This window comes from Microbacterium soli, from assembly GCF_039539005.1.
GTDB classification, from domain to species: Bacteria; Actinomycetota; Actinomycetes; order Actinomycetales; family Microbacteriaceae; genus Microbacterium; species Microbacterium soli.
This window is the reverse complement of the sequence record NZ_BAABCP010000001.1, coordinates 779,942-794,617: the sequence shown is the minus strand read 5'-3', so window position 1 is coordinate 794,617 and position 14,676 is coordinate 779,942. Positions and strand designations below refer to the sequence as shown.

The following is a 14,676-nucleotide window of genomic DNA, read 5'->3' as shown; positions in this document are numbered from 1 at the left end:
CCAGGAATCGACCAGCCCCTTGCCCGGGCTCACGGAGGTTACTCCCTTGGCTGCTGCTCGCAACGCATCCACATCCACCACCAAGAAGAACGGACGCGGAGTCTCCCGCCTCTCCTTCGCCAAGATCTCCGACACGCTGACAGTACCGGATCTGCTCGCGCTGCAGACCGAGTCCTTCGGCTGGCTCGTCGGCAACGACGACTGGAAGGCCAGACTGGCCGAGGCGAAGAAGGCCGGCCGCACCGACGTCGCCGAGGTCTCCGGCCTGGGCGAGATCTTCGAGGAGATCTCCCCCATCGAGGACCTGGGCGAGACCATGCAGCTCTCGTTCACGAACCCGTACCTCGAGCCCGAGAAGTACTCGATCGAGGAGTGCAAGGAGCGCGGCAAGACCTACGCCGCCCCGCTGTACGTCGAGGCCGAGTTCATGAACCACCTCACCGGTGAGATCAAGACGCAGACGGTCTTCATGGGCGACTTCCCCCTGCAGACCGACAAGGGCACGTTCATCATCAACGGCTCCGAGCGCGTCGTCGTCTCGCAGCTCGTGCGCTCCCCGGGCGTCTACTTCGACAAGACCCCCGACAAGACCAGTGACAAGGACATCGTCACCGCCCGCATCATCCCCAGCCGCGGCGCCTGGCTCGAGTTCGAGGTCGACAAGCGCGACCAGGTGGGCGTGCGCATCGACCGCAAGCGCAAGCAGTCCGTCACGGTCTTCCTGAAGGCACTGGGCATGACCAGCGAGGAGATCCTCGCGGAGTTCGCCGGCTTCCCCTCCATCGAGGACACGCTGTCCAAGGACACGATCCTCACCAAGGAGGACGCGCTGCGCGACATCTACCGCAAGCTGCGTCCGGGCGAGCAGGTGGCCGCCGAGGCCGCCCGCGCCCTGCTGGACAACTTCTACTTCAACCCGAAGCGCTACGACCTGGCCAAGGTGGGTCGTTACAAGATCAACCAGAAGCTGGGTCTGGCTGCTCCGCTGACCGACTCGGTGCTGACCGTCGAGGACATCGTCGCGACCATCAAGTACATGGTGCGCCTGCACCGCGGCGACGAGTCGTTCGAGGGCATCCGCTCGGGCAAGAAGACGCAGATCCGCATCGCCACCGACGACATCGACAACTTCGGCAACCGCCGCATCCGCGCCGTCGGCGAGCTCATCCAGAACCAGGTCCGGACCGGTCTGTCCCGCATGGAGCGCGTGGTCCGCGAGCGCATGACCACGCAGGACATCGAGGCGATCACCCCGCAGACGCTGATCAATGTGCGTCCCGTCGTGGCGGCCATCAAGGAGTTCTTCGGGACCTCGCAGCTGTCGCAGTTCATGGACCAGAACAACCCGCTCGCGGGTCTGACCAACAAGCGCCGCCTGTCGGCCCTCGGCCCGGGCGGCCTCAGCCGCGACCGCGCCGGCGTCGAGGTCCGCGACGTGCACCCCTCGCACTACGGCCGCATGTGCCCCATCGAGACTCCTGAAGGCCCGAACATCGGTCTGATCGGTGCGCTGGCGACCTTCGCGCGCATCAACTCGTTCGGCTTCATCGAGACCCCGTACCGCCGCGTCGTCGACGGCCGGGTCACCGATGAGATCGAGTACCTCACGGCGGCCGAGGAGGCCGACTTCAACATCGCCCAGGCGAATGCTCCGCTGGACGACGACGGCCGCTTCCTGGAGGAGTCCGTCCTGGCCCGCCCCCGCGGCGGCTCCGGCGAGGTCGACCTGTTCCTGCCCGAGGAGATCGGCTACATCGACGTCTCGCCGCGCCAGATGGTGTCGGTCGCGACCTCGCTCGTGCCGTTCCTCGAGCACGACGACGCGCAGCGGGCGCTCATGGGCGCCAACATGCAGCGTCAGGCCGTGCCGCTGCTGCGCTCGGACGCGCCGCTGGTCGGCACCGGCATGGAGGGCTACACCGCCATCGACGCCGGTGACGTCGTCACCGCGCTGAAGGCCGGTGTGGTCAGCGAGGTCTCCGCGGACCGTGTCGTCGTCATGCTCGACGAGGGCGGCACCCAGGAGTACCACCTGCGCAAGTTCGACCGCTCGAACCAGGGCACCTCCTACAACCAGCGTGTGATCGTCAGCGCCGGTGAGCGCGTCGAGGTCGGTGAGGTCATCGCCGACGGTCCCGCCACCGACAACGGCGAGCTCGCGCTCGGCAAGAACCTTCTCGTCGCGTTCATGCCGTGGGAGGGTCACAACTTCGAGGACGCCATCATCCTCAGCCAGGAGCTGGTGAAGGAGGACACCCTCTCGTCGATCCACATCGAGGAGTACGAGGTCGACGCCCGCGACACCAAGCTCGGCAAGGAGGAGATCACCCGTGACCTCCCCAACGTCAGCCCGGAGCTGCTGAAGGACCTCGATGAGCGCGGCATCATCCGCATCGGGGCCGAGGTCCGTCCCGGTGACATCCTCGTCGGCAAGGTCACACCGAAGGGCGAGACCGAGCTGAGCGCCGAGGAGCGCCTGCTGCGAGCGATCTTCAACGAGAAGAGCCGTGAGGTCCGCGACACCTCGCTGAAGGTGCCGCACGGCGAGCAGGGCACGATCATCGCCGTCAAGGAGTTCAACGCCGAGGAGGGCGACGACGAGCTGGGCTCGGGCGTCAACCGCCGTGTCGTGGTCTACATCGCCCAGAAGCGCAAGATCACCGAGGGCGACAAGCTCGCCGGCCGCCACGGCAACAAGGGCGTCATCGCGAAGATCCTGCCGGTCGAGGACATGCCGTTCCTCGCCGATGGAACCCCCGTCGACGTGGTGCTCAACCCGCTCGGCATCCCGGGTCGCATGAACTTCGGCCAGGTGCTGGAGACCCACCTCGGGTGGATCGCCAAGACCGGCTGGAAGGTCGAGGGGAACCCGGAGTGGGCCGCCCAGCTCGCCGACGACGCCCGCGACGTCCCCCCGAACACCAAGGTCGCCACCCCTGTGTTCGACGGCGCCAGCGAGAGCGAGATCTCCGGCCTGCTGGACTCGACGCTCCCCACCCGCGACGGCGTGCGCCTGATCGACCGCTCCGGCAAGACGCAGCTGTTCGACGGCCGCTCCGGCGAGCCGTTCCCTGAGCCCGTGTCGGTCGGCTACATGTACATCCTGAAGCTGCACCACCTCGTCGACGACAAGATCCACGCGCGTTCGACGGGCCCGTACTCGATGATCACCCAGCAGCCGCTCGGCGGCAAGGCGCAGTTCGGCGGTCAGCGCTTCGGTGAGATGGAGGTGTGGGCGCTCGAGGCCTATGGCGCCGCCTACGCGCTGCAGGAGCTGCTCACCATCAAGTCCGACGACATCCTCGGCCGCGTCAAAGTGTACGAGGCCATCGTCAAGGGCGAGAACATCCAGGAGCCCGGCATCCCCGAGTCCTTCAAGGTGCTCATGAAGGAGATGCAGTCGCTCTGCCTGAACGTCGAGGTGCTCTCGGCGGACGGCACCGCGGTCAACCTCCGAGACACCGATGACGAGGCCTTCCGCGCCGCGGAGGAGCTCGGCATCAACATCTCCAGCCGTTTCGAAGCGGCATCGATCGACGAGATCTGATCTCGGCTCATTCGACAGATTTTCTACACAGGAGAACAAGTGCTCGACGCAACAACTTTCGATGAGCTTCGAATCGGCCTCGCGACCGCTGAGGACATCCGCGGATGGTCCTACGGCGAGGTCAAGAAGCCCGAGACGATCAACTACCGCACGCTGAAGCCCGAGAAGGACGGCCTCTTCGGCGAGCAGATCTTCGGACCCTCCCGCGACTGGGAGTGCGCCTGCGGCAAGTACAAGCGCGTCCGCTTCAAGGGCATCGTGTGCGAGCGCTGCGGCGTGGAGGTCACCAAGAGCTCCGTCCGTCGTGAGCGCATGGGGCACATCGAGCTCGCCGCGCCCGTGACCCACATCTGGTACTTCAAGGGCGTCCCCTCGCGCCTGGGCTACCTGCTGGACATGGCGCCGAAGGACCTCGAGAAGGTCATCTACTTCGCCGCGTACATGGTGATCTCCGTCGACGAGGAGGCGCGTCACCGCGACCTCGCCACGCAGGAGAACAACATCCGCCTCGAGCTGAAGACCCTGGGCGAGCGCCGCGACGCGAAGATCGCGGAGCGCATGGCGAAGCTGGAGGAGGAGCTCGCGGCGCTCGAGGCCGAGGGCGCCAAGGCCGACGCGAAGAAGAAGGTCAAGGACGCCGCCGAGAAGGAGATGTCCCTCATCCGCAAGGGCGCCGACGAGGCCATCGCCAGGCTCGAGCGCGTGTGGGAGGACTTCCGCACCCTCGAGGTGGGCGCGCTGCGCCCCGAGGACGACGTCTTCCACGAGCTGCAGGACCGGTTCGGCCAGTACTTCGAGGCCTACATGGGCGCCGAGTCCATCAAGCGCCGCCTGCAGACCTTCGATCTGAAGGGCGAGGCGGAGAGCCTGCGCCTGCAGATCTCCGAGGGCAAGGGCCAGCGCAAGATCCGCGCGATCAAGCGCCTCAAGGTCGTCGACTCGTTCCTGCAGACCGGGATGAGCCCGGCCGCCATGGTGCTCGACGTGGTCCCGGTCATCCCGCCGGAGCTGCGTCCGATGGTGCAGCTGGACGGCGGCCGCTTCGCGACCAGCGATCTCAACGACCTGTACCGTCGCGTGATCAACCGCAACAACCGCCTCCGCCGTCTGATCGACCTCGGCGCCCCCGAGATCATCGTCAACAACGAGAAGCGGATGCTGCAGGAGGCCGTCGACGCGCTGTTCGACAACGGCCGCCGCGGCCGCCCCGTCACCGGCACCGGCAACCGCGCCCTGAAGTCCCTCAGCGACATGCTCAAGGGCAAGCAGGGCCGGTTCCGTCAGAACCTGCTCGGCAAGCGCGTGGACTACTCGGGCCGTTCGGTCATCATCGTCGGTCCCCAGCTGAAGCTGCACCAGTGCGGTCTGCCCAAGCAGATGGCGCTGGAGCTGTTCAAGCCGTTCGTCATCAAGCGCCTGATCGACCTCGGTCACTCGCAGAACATCAAGGCAGCCAAGCGCGCCGTCGAGCGCACCCGCCCCGAGGTGTGGGACGTGCTCGAGGAGATCATCCGCGAGCGCCCCGTCCTGCTCAACCGCGCCCCCACCCTGCACCGCCTCGGCATCCAGGCGTTCGAGCCGCAGCTCGTCGAGGGCAAGGCCATTCAGCTGCATCCGCTGGTGTGCGCGGCGTTCAACGCCGACTTCGACGGCGACCAGATGGCCGTCCACCTGCCGTTGTCGGTCGAGGCCCAGGCCGAGGCCCGCGTGCTCATGCTGGCGTCGAACAACATCCTCAAGCCGTCCGACGGCCGCCCGGTGACCCTGCCCTCGCAGGACATGATCATCGGTCTGCACCACCTGACCACGGTCAAGGAGGGCGCAACCGGTGAGGGACGGGCGTTCGGGTCGGTGGGCGAGGCCATCCTCGCCAACGACGAGGGCACTCTCGACCTGCAGGCGAAGGTCCGCATCCGCATCCCGGGTCTGACCTTCCTCGAGGGCGAGGCCCCCGAGGGGTACGAGCGCCACGGCCTCGTGGACGCGTCGCTCGGCCAGGCGATCTTCAACGACACGCTGCCGAAGGGGTACCCGTTCGTGCGCGGCGTGGCCGACAAGGGCAAGCTGTCCCAGATCGTCAACAAGCTCGCCGAGGAGTACCCCAAGGTCGAGACCGCCGCGGCGCTGGACCGCATCAAGGATGCCGGTTTCCACTGGGCGACCCGCTCGGGTGTCACCGTCGCGCTCAGCGACATCCTCACCCCGCCGAACAAGGCCGAGATCGTCGCCAGCTACGAGAAGCAGGCGGCCAAGGTGCAGTCCCAGTACGACAAGGGTCTGACCACGGATGCCGAGCGCCGCCAGGAGCTCATCAAGATCTGGACCGAGGCGACCGACGAGGTCCAGACGGCCATGCGGGCGAACTTCCCGGCGGACAACACCATCAACCGGATGGTGTCCTCGGGTGCTCGAGGCAACTGGCTGCAGATCCGCAACATCGCGGGCATGCGCGGTCTGGTGAACAACCCCAAGGGTGAGATCATCCCCCGTCCGATCATCTCCTCGTACCGCGAGGGGCTGTCGGTGGCGGAGTACTTCATCGCCACGCACGGCACCCGCAAGGGTCTCGCCGACACCGCGCTGCGCACCGCCGACTCGGGTTACCTGACCCGTCGTCTGGTGGACGTCTCGCAGGACGTCATCATCCGCGAGCAGGACTGCGGCACGACGAAGGGCCTCGAGCTCCCGATCGCCGCGCCCAACTCGCAGGGTGTGCTGGTGCGCGATGCGAACGTCGAGAACTCCGTGTTCGCCCGCACCCTGGCGTCCGACGTGGTCAGCGAGTCCGGCGAGGTGCTCGCCACCGCCGGTGAGGACGTCGGCGACGTGCTCATCGACAAGCTCGTGAACGCCGGCGTGGAGACCATCAAGGTCCGCTCCGTGCTCACCTGCGATTCGGCCGTCGGCGTCTGCGCGCAGTGCTACGGACGCTCGCTCGCGACCGGCAAGACGGTGGACATCGGCGAGGCCGTCGGCATCATCGCCGCGCAGTCGATCGGCGAGCCCGGAACCCAGCTGACGATGCGCACCTTCCACACCGGCGGGTCGGCGTCGGCGGATGACATCACCCAGGGTCTGCCGCGCGTGCAGGAGCTGTTCGAGGCCCGCACCCCGAAGGGCGCGTCCCCGATCGCCGAGGCCGACGGCCGTATCGAGATCGAGGAGAGCGAGAAGGGCCGCAAGGTCATCCTCACGCCCGACAACGGTGACGAGCCGGTCGTGTACCCCGTCCTGAGGCGGGCGACGCTCCTCGTCGAGGACGGCCAGCACGTCTCCGTCGGTCAGCCGCTCCTGGTCGGCACGCTCGACCCCAAGGAGGTCATGCGCGTCATGGGCGCCCGCGAGGTGCAGCGCTACCTCGTCAACGGCGTGCAGGGCGTGTACCGCTCGCAGGGTGTGCCGATCCACGACAAGCACATCGAGGTCATCGTCCGTCAGATGCTGCGGAAGGTCACCGTGGTCGACCACGGCGACACCAAGCTGCTGCCGGGTGAGATGGTCGACCTCAAGCGCTACCAGATGCTCAACCGCGAGGCCGTGTCCGAGGGCAAGCGCCCGGCATCCGGCCGCCCGGAGCTGATGGGTATCACGAAGGCGTCGCTCGCGACGGAGTCGTGGCTGTCGGCCGCCTCCTTCCAGGAGACGACCCGCGTGCTCACGCAGGCCGCCATGGAGGGCAAGAGCGACCCGCTGGTCGGCCTCAAGGAGAACGTGATCATCGGAAAGCTCATCCCCGCCGGGACGGGCCTGACGAAGTACCGCGACATCACGGTCGAGGCGACCGAGGAGGCGAAGAGCGAGCGCTACCCGAACCGGATCTTCGCCTCCGACGGGGCGTACGCCGACGGCGACTTCGGCTATGTCGACTTCGACGCGTTCTCGACCGACGACATCACCCCCGGTACGTACAACTGACCCCGGTGAGGGCCGGCGAGCTTGCTCGTCCGGCTCTCCGCCGCGGAGGCCCCGGCCCCTCTTCGGAGGGCCGGGGCCTTCGTGCTCCCGATGCTCTCCTCGCCCGGCTGTCCTCGCCCAGCTTTTCTCGAACAGCTCTCCTCGCCCAGCTCTCCCTTCATCGAGAACAGGAGATTTCGTGGGGACAGGAGAATCCGGCCGAATCCGTCCTGTTCCGGACGAATCTCCTGTGCTGGATGAGGGGATGGGGGATGAGGGGATGGGGCATGGGGATGGGGGATGCGTGTGTGCGGCGGCCGGGCCGGCGGACGGCGCAGGAACGACCGGCGCGATAGTCTCGCGGAATGAGTGATAGGCGCCGTGGAGTGGTGGTGATCGGCGATGCGCTGATCGATGAGATCCGGGATGCCGCCGGGGTCCGCGAGCTGGTCGGCGGGGCGGCCCTGAACGTGGCCGTGGGGCTGCGCCGTCTCGGCGTGCCGGCGACGTTGATCGCGATGGTCGGGGCGGATGCCGCGGGCGACCACATCCGCGAGTATCTGGCAGACCATGATGTCCCTCTCATCGACAGTCCTTCCGAGCACGGCTCTTCGCGGGCGGTCGTGCACTGGTCGCCGCAGGGCGAGCCGGAGTACACGTTCAACGAGGCGGCGCAGCGGCGCAGCATCCGCTTCTCCGACGACGCGTTGGACGCGATCACGGATGCTGCGCTGATCGCGATCAGCTGCTTCCCGTTCGACTCCGCGGCGGAGGTCGCGGCGCTGACGGACGCCGTCGCCGACTCGCACCTGGTGATCGACCCGAACCCGAGGGCGGGCATGCTGCGTGACCGGGCGGAGTTCGTGCGCGGGTTCGAGGGCCTCGCCGCCCGTGCGGAACTGGTGAAGGTCGGCGCGGACGACGCCGTTCTGCTGTACGACGGCGATCTGGATGCGCTGCGCCGCCGTCTGCGCGACCTCGGCGCCGGTGCGGTGCTGGCCACCGCCGGTGCGGACGGCGCGGTGCTGGAATCCGACAGCGGTGAGTTCGCAGCGCCGATCGTCGCGCTGCCGGGGCGGGTGGTGGACACCGTCGGAGCGGGGGACGCCACGATGGCTGCGGTGGTCGAGGGGCTTCTGGACGGTCATCCGACGACGGATGCCGGGTGGCGGGCCCTGCTGGATCGCGCCATGGCCGTCGCCGCTGCGACGGTGCGCGCGGAGGGCGGCCTGCTGCGCACGCCCGAGTCGCTCGCTGCGGGTGATCACGGCCTCTACGGCAGCTGACCCCGGAGAGGGAACGGAGCGGGAGAACTGTGACGAGCGGCACCGCGACGGGACGGCTCGCGCGGGATGCCTCCCGATTTCTTGAGCGGTACCACGTGCGAGTATGCTTGGAACTCGCGCCCCCGGTTGACTGGAGAAGCCGGACGGGGGTGCTTCGGCAAGTTGCCCGAGCGGCCAAAGGGAGCTGACTGTAAATCAGCCGCGTAAGCTTCGGGGGTTCGAATCCCTCACTTGCCACCGCAGGATGGGGCCCCTCTGTCGGGGTCTTCATCTGTCTCCGCCGTCGCCCGGAAGGAGCATGAGGCCGCCTTCGCCGTCATCAGACGCGGACGGCCGCGAGCGAACGGGCGGGAGGCGGCCGGGCGGGAGGCGGCCGGGATCGAGCGCCGTTGCACGGTGGTCAGTACGGCGACACGGTGAAGGAGACGAGACCTCGGCATCCGTCCGGCCAGTAGCCGCGATCCAAGCCGTCCTCGCCGCCCATCCCGCCGCCGAGCGAGATCGCGTCGCCGTCGCGGTACTCCCCGCCGCGCCAGGTCAGCACGCCGTCCCTCCAGCTCGCGTCGCCCGCCGGGAACTGCGGCACGACCGCACTGTCGTGTGTCGACACCGCCACGCAGTCGTCATCCGCCCGCAGGACGCCCTCGAGCGCGGCGTCCATCCCGCTGTCCGGCCGCGGGTACACGGCGACCGGACCCGACGACGGCAACGGGGAGGCGCACCCCGTCAGGACCAGGGCAGCACCGCACAGGACGCCGCCGACGACGAAAGACGCCGCCGACCAGGTCAGGCTCATGGGCCCAACATAGTCGACGGCGCGAGTCTCGGGGAGTCCCGGGAGCGGATGCTCAGGCGGCGTTGCGCACGAGGATGCGCCAGCGCTCGGGGCCCTCGTCCAGGTAGCGCGTCTTGTAGGCACCGCCGTGCTTGGCCTGCAGCTGCGTGAGCAGCGGCACCGGGTTGTGCGTGGCGGAGATCACCATCGCAGCCCCCGGACGCAGCGATTCGATGGCGCCGAAGATGGCGGCATGGCGGACGGCGTGCGGGATGGTCTGCACGTCGAGTTCGGGCAGGTCCTCGTCGACCTCGCCGCAGGTGCATCCTGCGGTGGGCGACTGATCGGTCGCCTCCGACCTCGAGCGGTGGATCTCGATGTGGCCCATGATGTTCTCCGAATCTGAGGGTGGGGGTTTCGCAGATCATTTTATTACAATGGAAACCGTGGGAAAGAGTCGAGGTGTCGAACAGGGCCGCGGCGCGCGCGACCGCGGCGGTGAGGATGCCCGTCCCCGGTCCTCCACGCGCGAACGGATCCTCCGCGAGGTCGAGGTGCGCGGCGCCGTCTCCACCGCCGATCTGGTGGCCGTGACGGGCCTGCACGAGAACACGGTTCGCGAGCATCTCGAGCGGCTGCGGTGCGAGGGCAGGCTCCGTCGCACCCGCGCGGCGGCCCACGGACGGGGACGCCCGGGTTGGCGCTGGACGGCTCCGCGGGCGGATGTCGCCAACCCGTACGCGGGCCTCGCCCTCGCCCTCGCCGACTCCCTGACCCGCGCTGTCGACGACCCGGTCGCGCTGGCCCGCACCTCGGGCGTGCGGTGGGGCGCCGAGATCGCCCAGGAGCATCCGGATGCCGAGGAGGACGCCCGCACGCTCGTCATCGACCTCATGCGCGAGCAGGGGTTCGCGCCCGAGACGTCCGAGGAGCCCGTGACGGCGGGGGGCGACGAGCCCGACATCGTGCTGCGCCGCTGCCCGCTGCTGGCGGCCGCCGCGCGCCGCACCGACGTGGTCTGCGCCGTGCACGAGGGCATGATCGCCGGCATCCTGAGCTCCCGCGATGACCACACGGATGCCGCGCTGCTGCCGCTCCGCGCCGACGGCGGGTGCGTGCTGCACCTGCACGCCGCGTCGTGAGTCGGCGCGAGCGCATCCCGGTGCGGATGCTGTGGATGCTGCCGGCCGGGCTTGCGCTGCTCGCGGGGCTCGATGCCGGGATGCTGCTGCTGGGCCTGCCCGCGCCGGTCACGACCGACCGCCTGCCGCAGGTGCACGGGATGCTCCTGACGCTGGGCTTCGTGGGCACGCTCATCAGTCTCGAGCGGGCCACGGCCTACGCGCGTCCGGCCGGATTCGTCACCCCCGCCCTGCTGGGCGTCGGCGGCATCCTGCTGCTGGTATCGCCCGTGCCCCTCATCGTCGCGAAGGTCGTGCTGGCCGCCGGTGCGGCATCCTTCGTGCTGCTGTACATCCCGCTGTGGCGGCGGCAGTACGACGCGGCGCTGCTGACTCAGCTGCTGGCCGCGGGCCTCGCCATGTGCGGCGCCGTGGTGTGGATCGGGCAGGAGCAGCTGACGCTCATCATCCCGTGGCTCATCGGCTTCCTCGTGCTGACGATCGCCGCCGAGCGCGTGGAGCTCGCACGCATCACGATGGGGCCGCAGGCCGGCATCCGTCTGCTCCTGCACGCCTGGGCGATCACCGCCGCCCTCGCCGTGGGCCTGTTCCTCCCCGACGCGGGGGCGATGCTGCTCGGCATCGCACTGCTGTCGCTGACCGGCTGGCTCGTCGTGCACGACGTGGCCCGGCGCACGATCCGTGCATCCGGCGTCACGCGGTACATGGCCGCGTGCATCCTCGCCGGATACGTGTGGCTGGCCGTCGCAGCACTGGTGCTGCTGCTCGGCTACCCCTCCGAGCAGCCCGCGTACGACGCGGTGATCCACTCCGTGTTCCTCGGCTACACGTTCTCGATGATCATGGCGCACGCGACGACCATCCTCCCCGCCGTGCTGCACATCGCCCTGCCGTACCGGAGGGCGTTCTGGGCGCCGATCGCGCTCCTGCAGGTCGCGCTGATCGTGCGGGTGTGGGTCGGCGACGGCCTCGGCATCCCGGCGGGATGGCAGATCGGGGGCGTGCTGGGGGTGATCGCCCTGCTCCTGTTCGTGGTGACGGCGGTGACCAGTGCGATCCTGGGGCCCGTGAAGGCCCGCCCGTCGGCATCCGCCGACCCGGACGCCGCGCAGGACGGCGCGCCGGAACAGGTGCGCGCGACGGCCTCGGAGACCGGTGCGGGGACGCAGGAGGCGCTTGAGGGGCCTGCCGCCTCCGAGATCTCAGAGACGGACGGTGCTCGATGAGCCCCGAGTTGACCAGCCGCCCCGCCGCGCCCGCGGCCCCGGCGAAGAACCGCGGCTTCTGGCCGATCCGCGACATTCCCACCCTGGCCTGGCTGCTGCTGACCGTCGTGGCGGCCATCGGGCACCGCGCACTCCCGATGCCCGGCTGGCTGATGCTGCACCTGCTGCTGCTGGGCGCAGTGACGCACGCGATCCTCACCTGGAGTCAGTTCTTCTCCTTCGCACTGCTGCGCAGCAAGTCGACGGATGCCGACCGCCGGACTCAGACGTACCGGCTGATCCTCTCCAACGCGGGGTCCGCCGCGGTCATCGCCGGAGTGCTGTCGGGCATCTGGCCGGTCACGATCGCCGGGGCCGCGTCCCTCATCGCCGCCGTCGTCTGGCACGGGATCAGCCTCGTCCGCCGGGCCCGCGGCAGCATGCCCGGCCGGTTCGGCCGCACGATCCGGTACTACGTCGCCTCCGCCGCACTGCTGACGATCGGTGCGGCGCTGGGGGCCTGGCTGGCGCGCGGCGACGGCGAGCCCGGCCTCGTGCTCGCGCACGCGTTCCTCAACGTGCTCGGCTGGATCGGTCTGACCGTCGCGGGCACCGTCGTGACCCTGTGGCCGACGATCCTGCGCACCCGCGCCGACGAGCACGCCGCCACGGGGGCGCTGCGGGCCCTGCCGCTGCTGGCCGCGGGAGTCGTCGTCGCGGCGACGGGCGCGGCGCTGGCCCTGCTCCCGGTCGTGGCGGTCGGGCTGCTGGGCTATCTCGCGGGTCTCGTGATCATCGGCGTCTCGCTGCTGCGCGCTGCCAGGCAGAAGGCGCCGCGCAGCTTCGCGGCGCTGTCGGTGGGCATGGCGCTGGTGTGGTGGGCGGGCGCGGTCGCCGTGGTCGTGGTCGGCGCGATCGTCGCCTTCCTCACGGGCAGCGGGTTTGCCGCCCTGGCGGGCCTCGTCGACCAGACGGTCCCCTATCTCGCCGCCGGCTTCGCGGCGCAGGTGCTCGTGGGCGCGCTCAGCTATCTGATCCCGGTGGTGCTCGGCGGCGGCCCGACACCGGTGCGCACCGGCACGACAGGGTTCGACTCCCTCGGGCCGTTGCGCGTCACCGTCGCCAACGCCGCACTCGCCGTGTGCGCGCTGCCGGTGTCGAGCCTGATCCGGGTGGTCGCGTCGGTGATGTACCTGCTGGCGATGGCGTCGTTCCTGCTCGTCATGCTGCGGGCCATGCGCGCGCAGCGCCGTGCCAAGGCATCCGTCTCCTCACCCGGCGGCTCCTCGGGGGAGGGGGCGACGGATGCGGGGGAGCAGCCCCCGCGTCGGCACGGGCCGATCACCCCGGAGGGCGAGCAGCCCCCCGGACGCCGCGCCGGACAGGCCGTCGCGGGCCTGCTCGCCGTGCTGCTGGTCACCTCGGGTGCCGCGGCGGCCGATCCGATCGGGCTCGGCGGGGGCGGTGCGCCGACGGGAGACGCGGATGCCCCCGTGCAGACGGTGCAGGTCGAGGCGGCCGACATGCGCTTCACCCCGGACCGCATCGAGGTGCCGGCGGGGACCCGTCTGGTGATCGAGATCACGAACACCGACGACGAGCTCGTGCACGACCTCGTCTTCGCCAACGGGGCGACGGGCGAGCGGCTCGCGCCCGGCGAGTCGGACACGATCGATGTGGGCGTGATCACCGCCGACGTCGAGGGGTGGTGCTCGATCGTGGGGCACCGTCAGATGGGCATGACGATGCAGATCGTCGCGACGGGGGCGGGTGCGGGCGACGGTGACGCCGCACCCGCCGAGGGCGCCGGGCACGGTGACCACGGCGGTCACGGCGATCACGACATGGGCGCGATGCCGGGGATGGACGCGGAGCCCGGCCCGGACTTCACGCCGTACGAGGCGGTGCTGGACCCGCTTCCGGCATCCGATGGTCCCGTGACCCGTGAGATCACGCTGACCGTCCGCGATGAGGAGCGGGAGGTCGCGCCGGGGATCACGCAGACGCTGTGGGTGTACAACGGCTCCGCCCCCGGACCCGTGCTGCACGGCCGGGTGGGCGACAGATTCGTCATCACGCTGGAGAACAGGGCGTCGATGGGGCACTCCATCGACTTCCACGCCGGGGCCCTCGCTCCCGACGGGCCGATGCGCACGATCGCCCCCGGGGAGAGCCTGACGTACACGTTCACGGCCACGCGCGCGGGGATCTGGATGTACCACTGCGCGACCATGCCGATGCCCGCGCACATGGCCAACGGCATGTACGGCGCCGTCATCATCGAGCCGGACGATCTGCCCGCCGTGGACCGCAGCTACGTGCTCGTGCAGGGGGAGTACTATCTGGGCGATCACGACGGCGGCGAGGTCGACGTCGACAAGATCGCGGCCCGCAACCCCGATCTGGTGACGTTCAACGGCTACGCGTACCAGTACGATCACGCACCCCTGCCGGCCGCCGTCGGCGAACGGGTGCGGGTGTGGGTGCTGGATGCCGGGATCGACCGTCCCACGAGCTTCCACGTCATCGGCGGCCAGTTCGACACGGTGTGGTCGGAGGGAGCGTACCTGCTGAACCGCTCGGAGGACACGGGGTCGCAGGCGCTGGGGCTCCAGCCCGCGCAGGGCGGTTTCGTCGAGCTCGTGTTCCCGGAAGCCGGGCACTACCCCTTCGTGACGCACTACATGATCGACGCGGAGCGCGGCGCGCACGGCATCTTCGACGTGGCGCCGTAGCCCCGCATCCCCGGGCGGGTGCACCTCGTTCGGAGATCGTGCCGTCGGCGGTCGGCATCCGGTCGCCCGTCGCTCCCCGGGATTTCCTAGAC

General features: G+C 69.5%; 8 protein-coding genes and 1 tRNA gene. 7 read left to right on the top strand and 2 right to left on the bottom strand.

Translation table 11 applies throughout. The features are described 5' to 3' along the window. Positions 1-46 precede the first annotated feature (46 nt). From rpoB to ABD770_RS03640, 4 genes are all read left to right on the top strand, one after another. Positions 47-3,547 (top strand): DNA-directed RNA polymerase subunit beta, encoded by a 3,501-nt coding sequence (gene rpoB, locus ABD770_RS03655; RefSeq protein ID WP_344818144.1) that lies wholly within the window; start codon positions 47-49, stop codon positions 3,545-3,547. A gap of 39 nt (positions 3,548-3,586) precedes the next feature. Continuing rightward, positions 3,587-7,462 carry a DNA-directed RNA polymerase subunit beta' gene (gene rpoC / locus ABD770_RS03650; RefSeq protein WP_344818143.1) on the top strand — a complete coding sequence of 1,292 codons (3,876 nt, stop codon included), beginning with the start codon at positions 3,587-3,589 and terminating at the stop codon, positions 7,460-7,462. A 344-nt stretch (positions 7,463-7,806) separates the two neighbouring features. Further along, positions 7,807-8,727, top strand: a complete 921-nt coding sequence (locus ABD770_RS03645; RefSeq protein WP_344818141.1) for a PfkB family carbohydrate kinase — start codon at positions 7,807-7,809, stop codon at positions 8,725-8,727. Positions 8,728-8,883: 156 nt separating this feature from the next. Continuing rightward, positions 8,884-8,964, top strand: a tRNA-Tyr gene (locus ABD770_RS03640). A gap of 163 nt (positions 8,965-9,127) precedes the next feature. Here ABD770_RS03640 and ABD770_RS03635 read toward each other — a convergent pair. Next, positions 9,128-9,523 (bottom strand): dihydrolipoamide dehydrogenase, encoded by a 396-nt coding sequence (locus tag ABD770_RS03635; protein WP_344818140.1) that lies wholly within the window; start codon positions 9,521-9,523, stop codon positions 9,128-9,130. A 52-nt stretch (positions 9,524-9,575) separates the two neighbouring features. Further along, the gene (locus tag ABD770_RS03630) at positions 9,576-9,890 is read right to left on the bottom strand and encodes a DUF2249 domain-containing protein (RefSeq protein WP_344818139.1); all 315 of its coding nucleotides are present in this window, start codon (positions 9,888-9,890) and stop codon (positions 9,576-9,578) included. 58 nt (positions 9,891-9,948) lie between these two features. On the opposite strand from ABD770_RS03630, the gene ABD770_RS03625 reads away from it, so the two are divergent. Genes ABD770_RS03625 through ABD770_RS03615 form a run of 3 tightly spaced genes read left to right on the top strand, consistent with a single transcriptional unit; the run spans position 9,949 to position 14,584 of the window. Continuing rightward, complete coding sequence (locus tag ABD770_RS03625) at positions 9,949-10,644, top strand: helix-turn-helix transcriptional regulator (RefSeq protein WP_344818138.1); 696 nt, start codon at positions 9,949-9,951, stop codon at positions 10,642-10,644. Beyond that, positions 10,641-11,870, top strand: coding sequence for a hypothetical protein (locus ABD770_RS03620; RefSeq protein WP_344818137.1), 1,230 nt, complete (start codon positions 10,641-10,643; stop codon positions 11,868-11,870). The genes ABD770_RS03625 and ABD770_RS03620 overlap by 4 nt, the downstream gene beginning before the upstream one ends. Further along, entirely contained in the window at positions 11,867-14,584 is a 2,718-nt protein-coding gene (locus ABD770_RS03615) for a multicopper oxidase domain-containing protein (protein WP_344818136.1), read from the top strand. Before ABD770_RS03620 ends, ABD770_RS03615 begins: the two co-directional genes overlap by 4 nt. Positions 14,585-14,676 lie beyond the last annotated feature (92 nt).

Coding starts and splice junctions, on each gene's coding strand:
- ABD770_RS03645 (WP_344818141.1), top strand. CDS start 7,807: ATGAGTGATAGGCGCCGTGGAGTGGTGGTGATCGGCGATGCGCTGATC.
- ABD770_RS03630 (WP_344818139.1), bottom strand. CDS start 9,890: ATGGGCCACATCGAGATCCACCGCTCGAGGTCGGAGGCGACCGATCAG.
- ABD770_RS03615 (WP_344818136.1), top strand. CDS start 11,867: ATGAGCCCCGAGTTGACCAGCCGCCCCGCCGCGCCCGCGGCCCCGGCG.
- ABD770_RS03635 (WP_344818140.1), bottom strand. CDS start 9,523: ATGAGCCTGACCTGGTCGGCGGCGTCTTTCGTCGTCGGCGGCGTCCTG.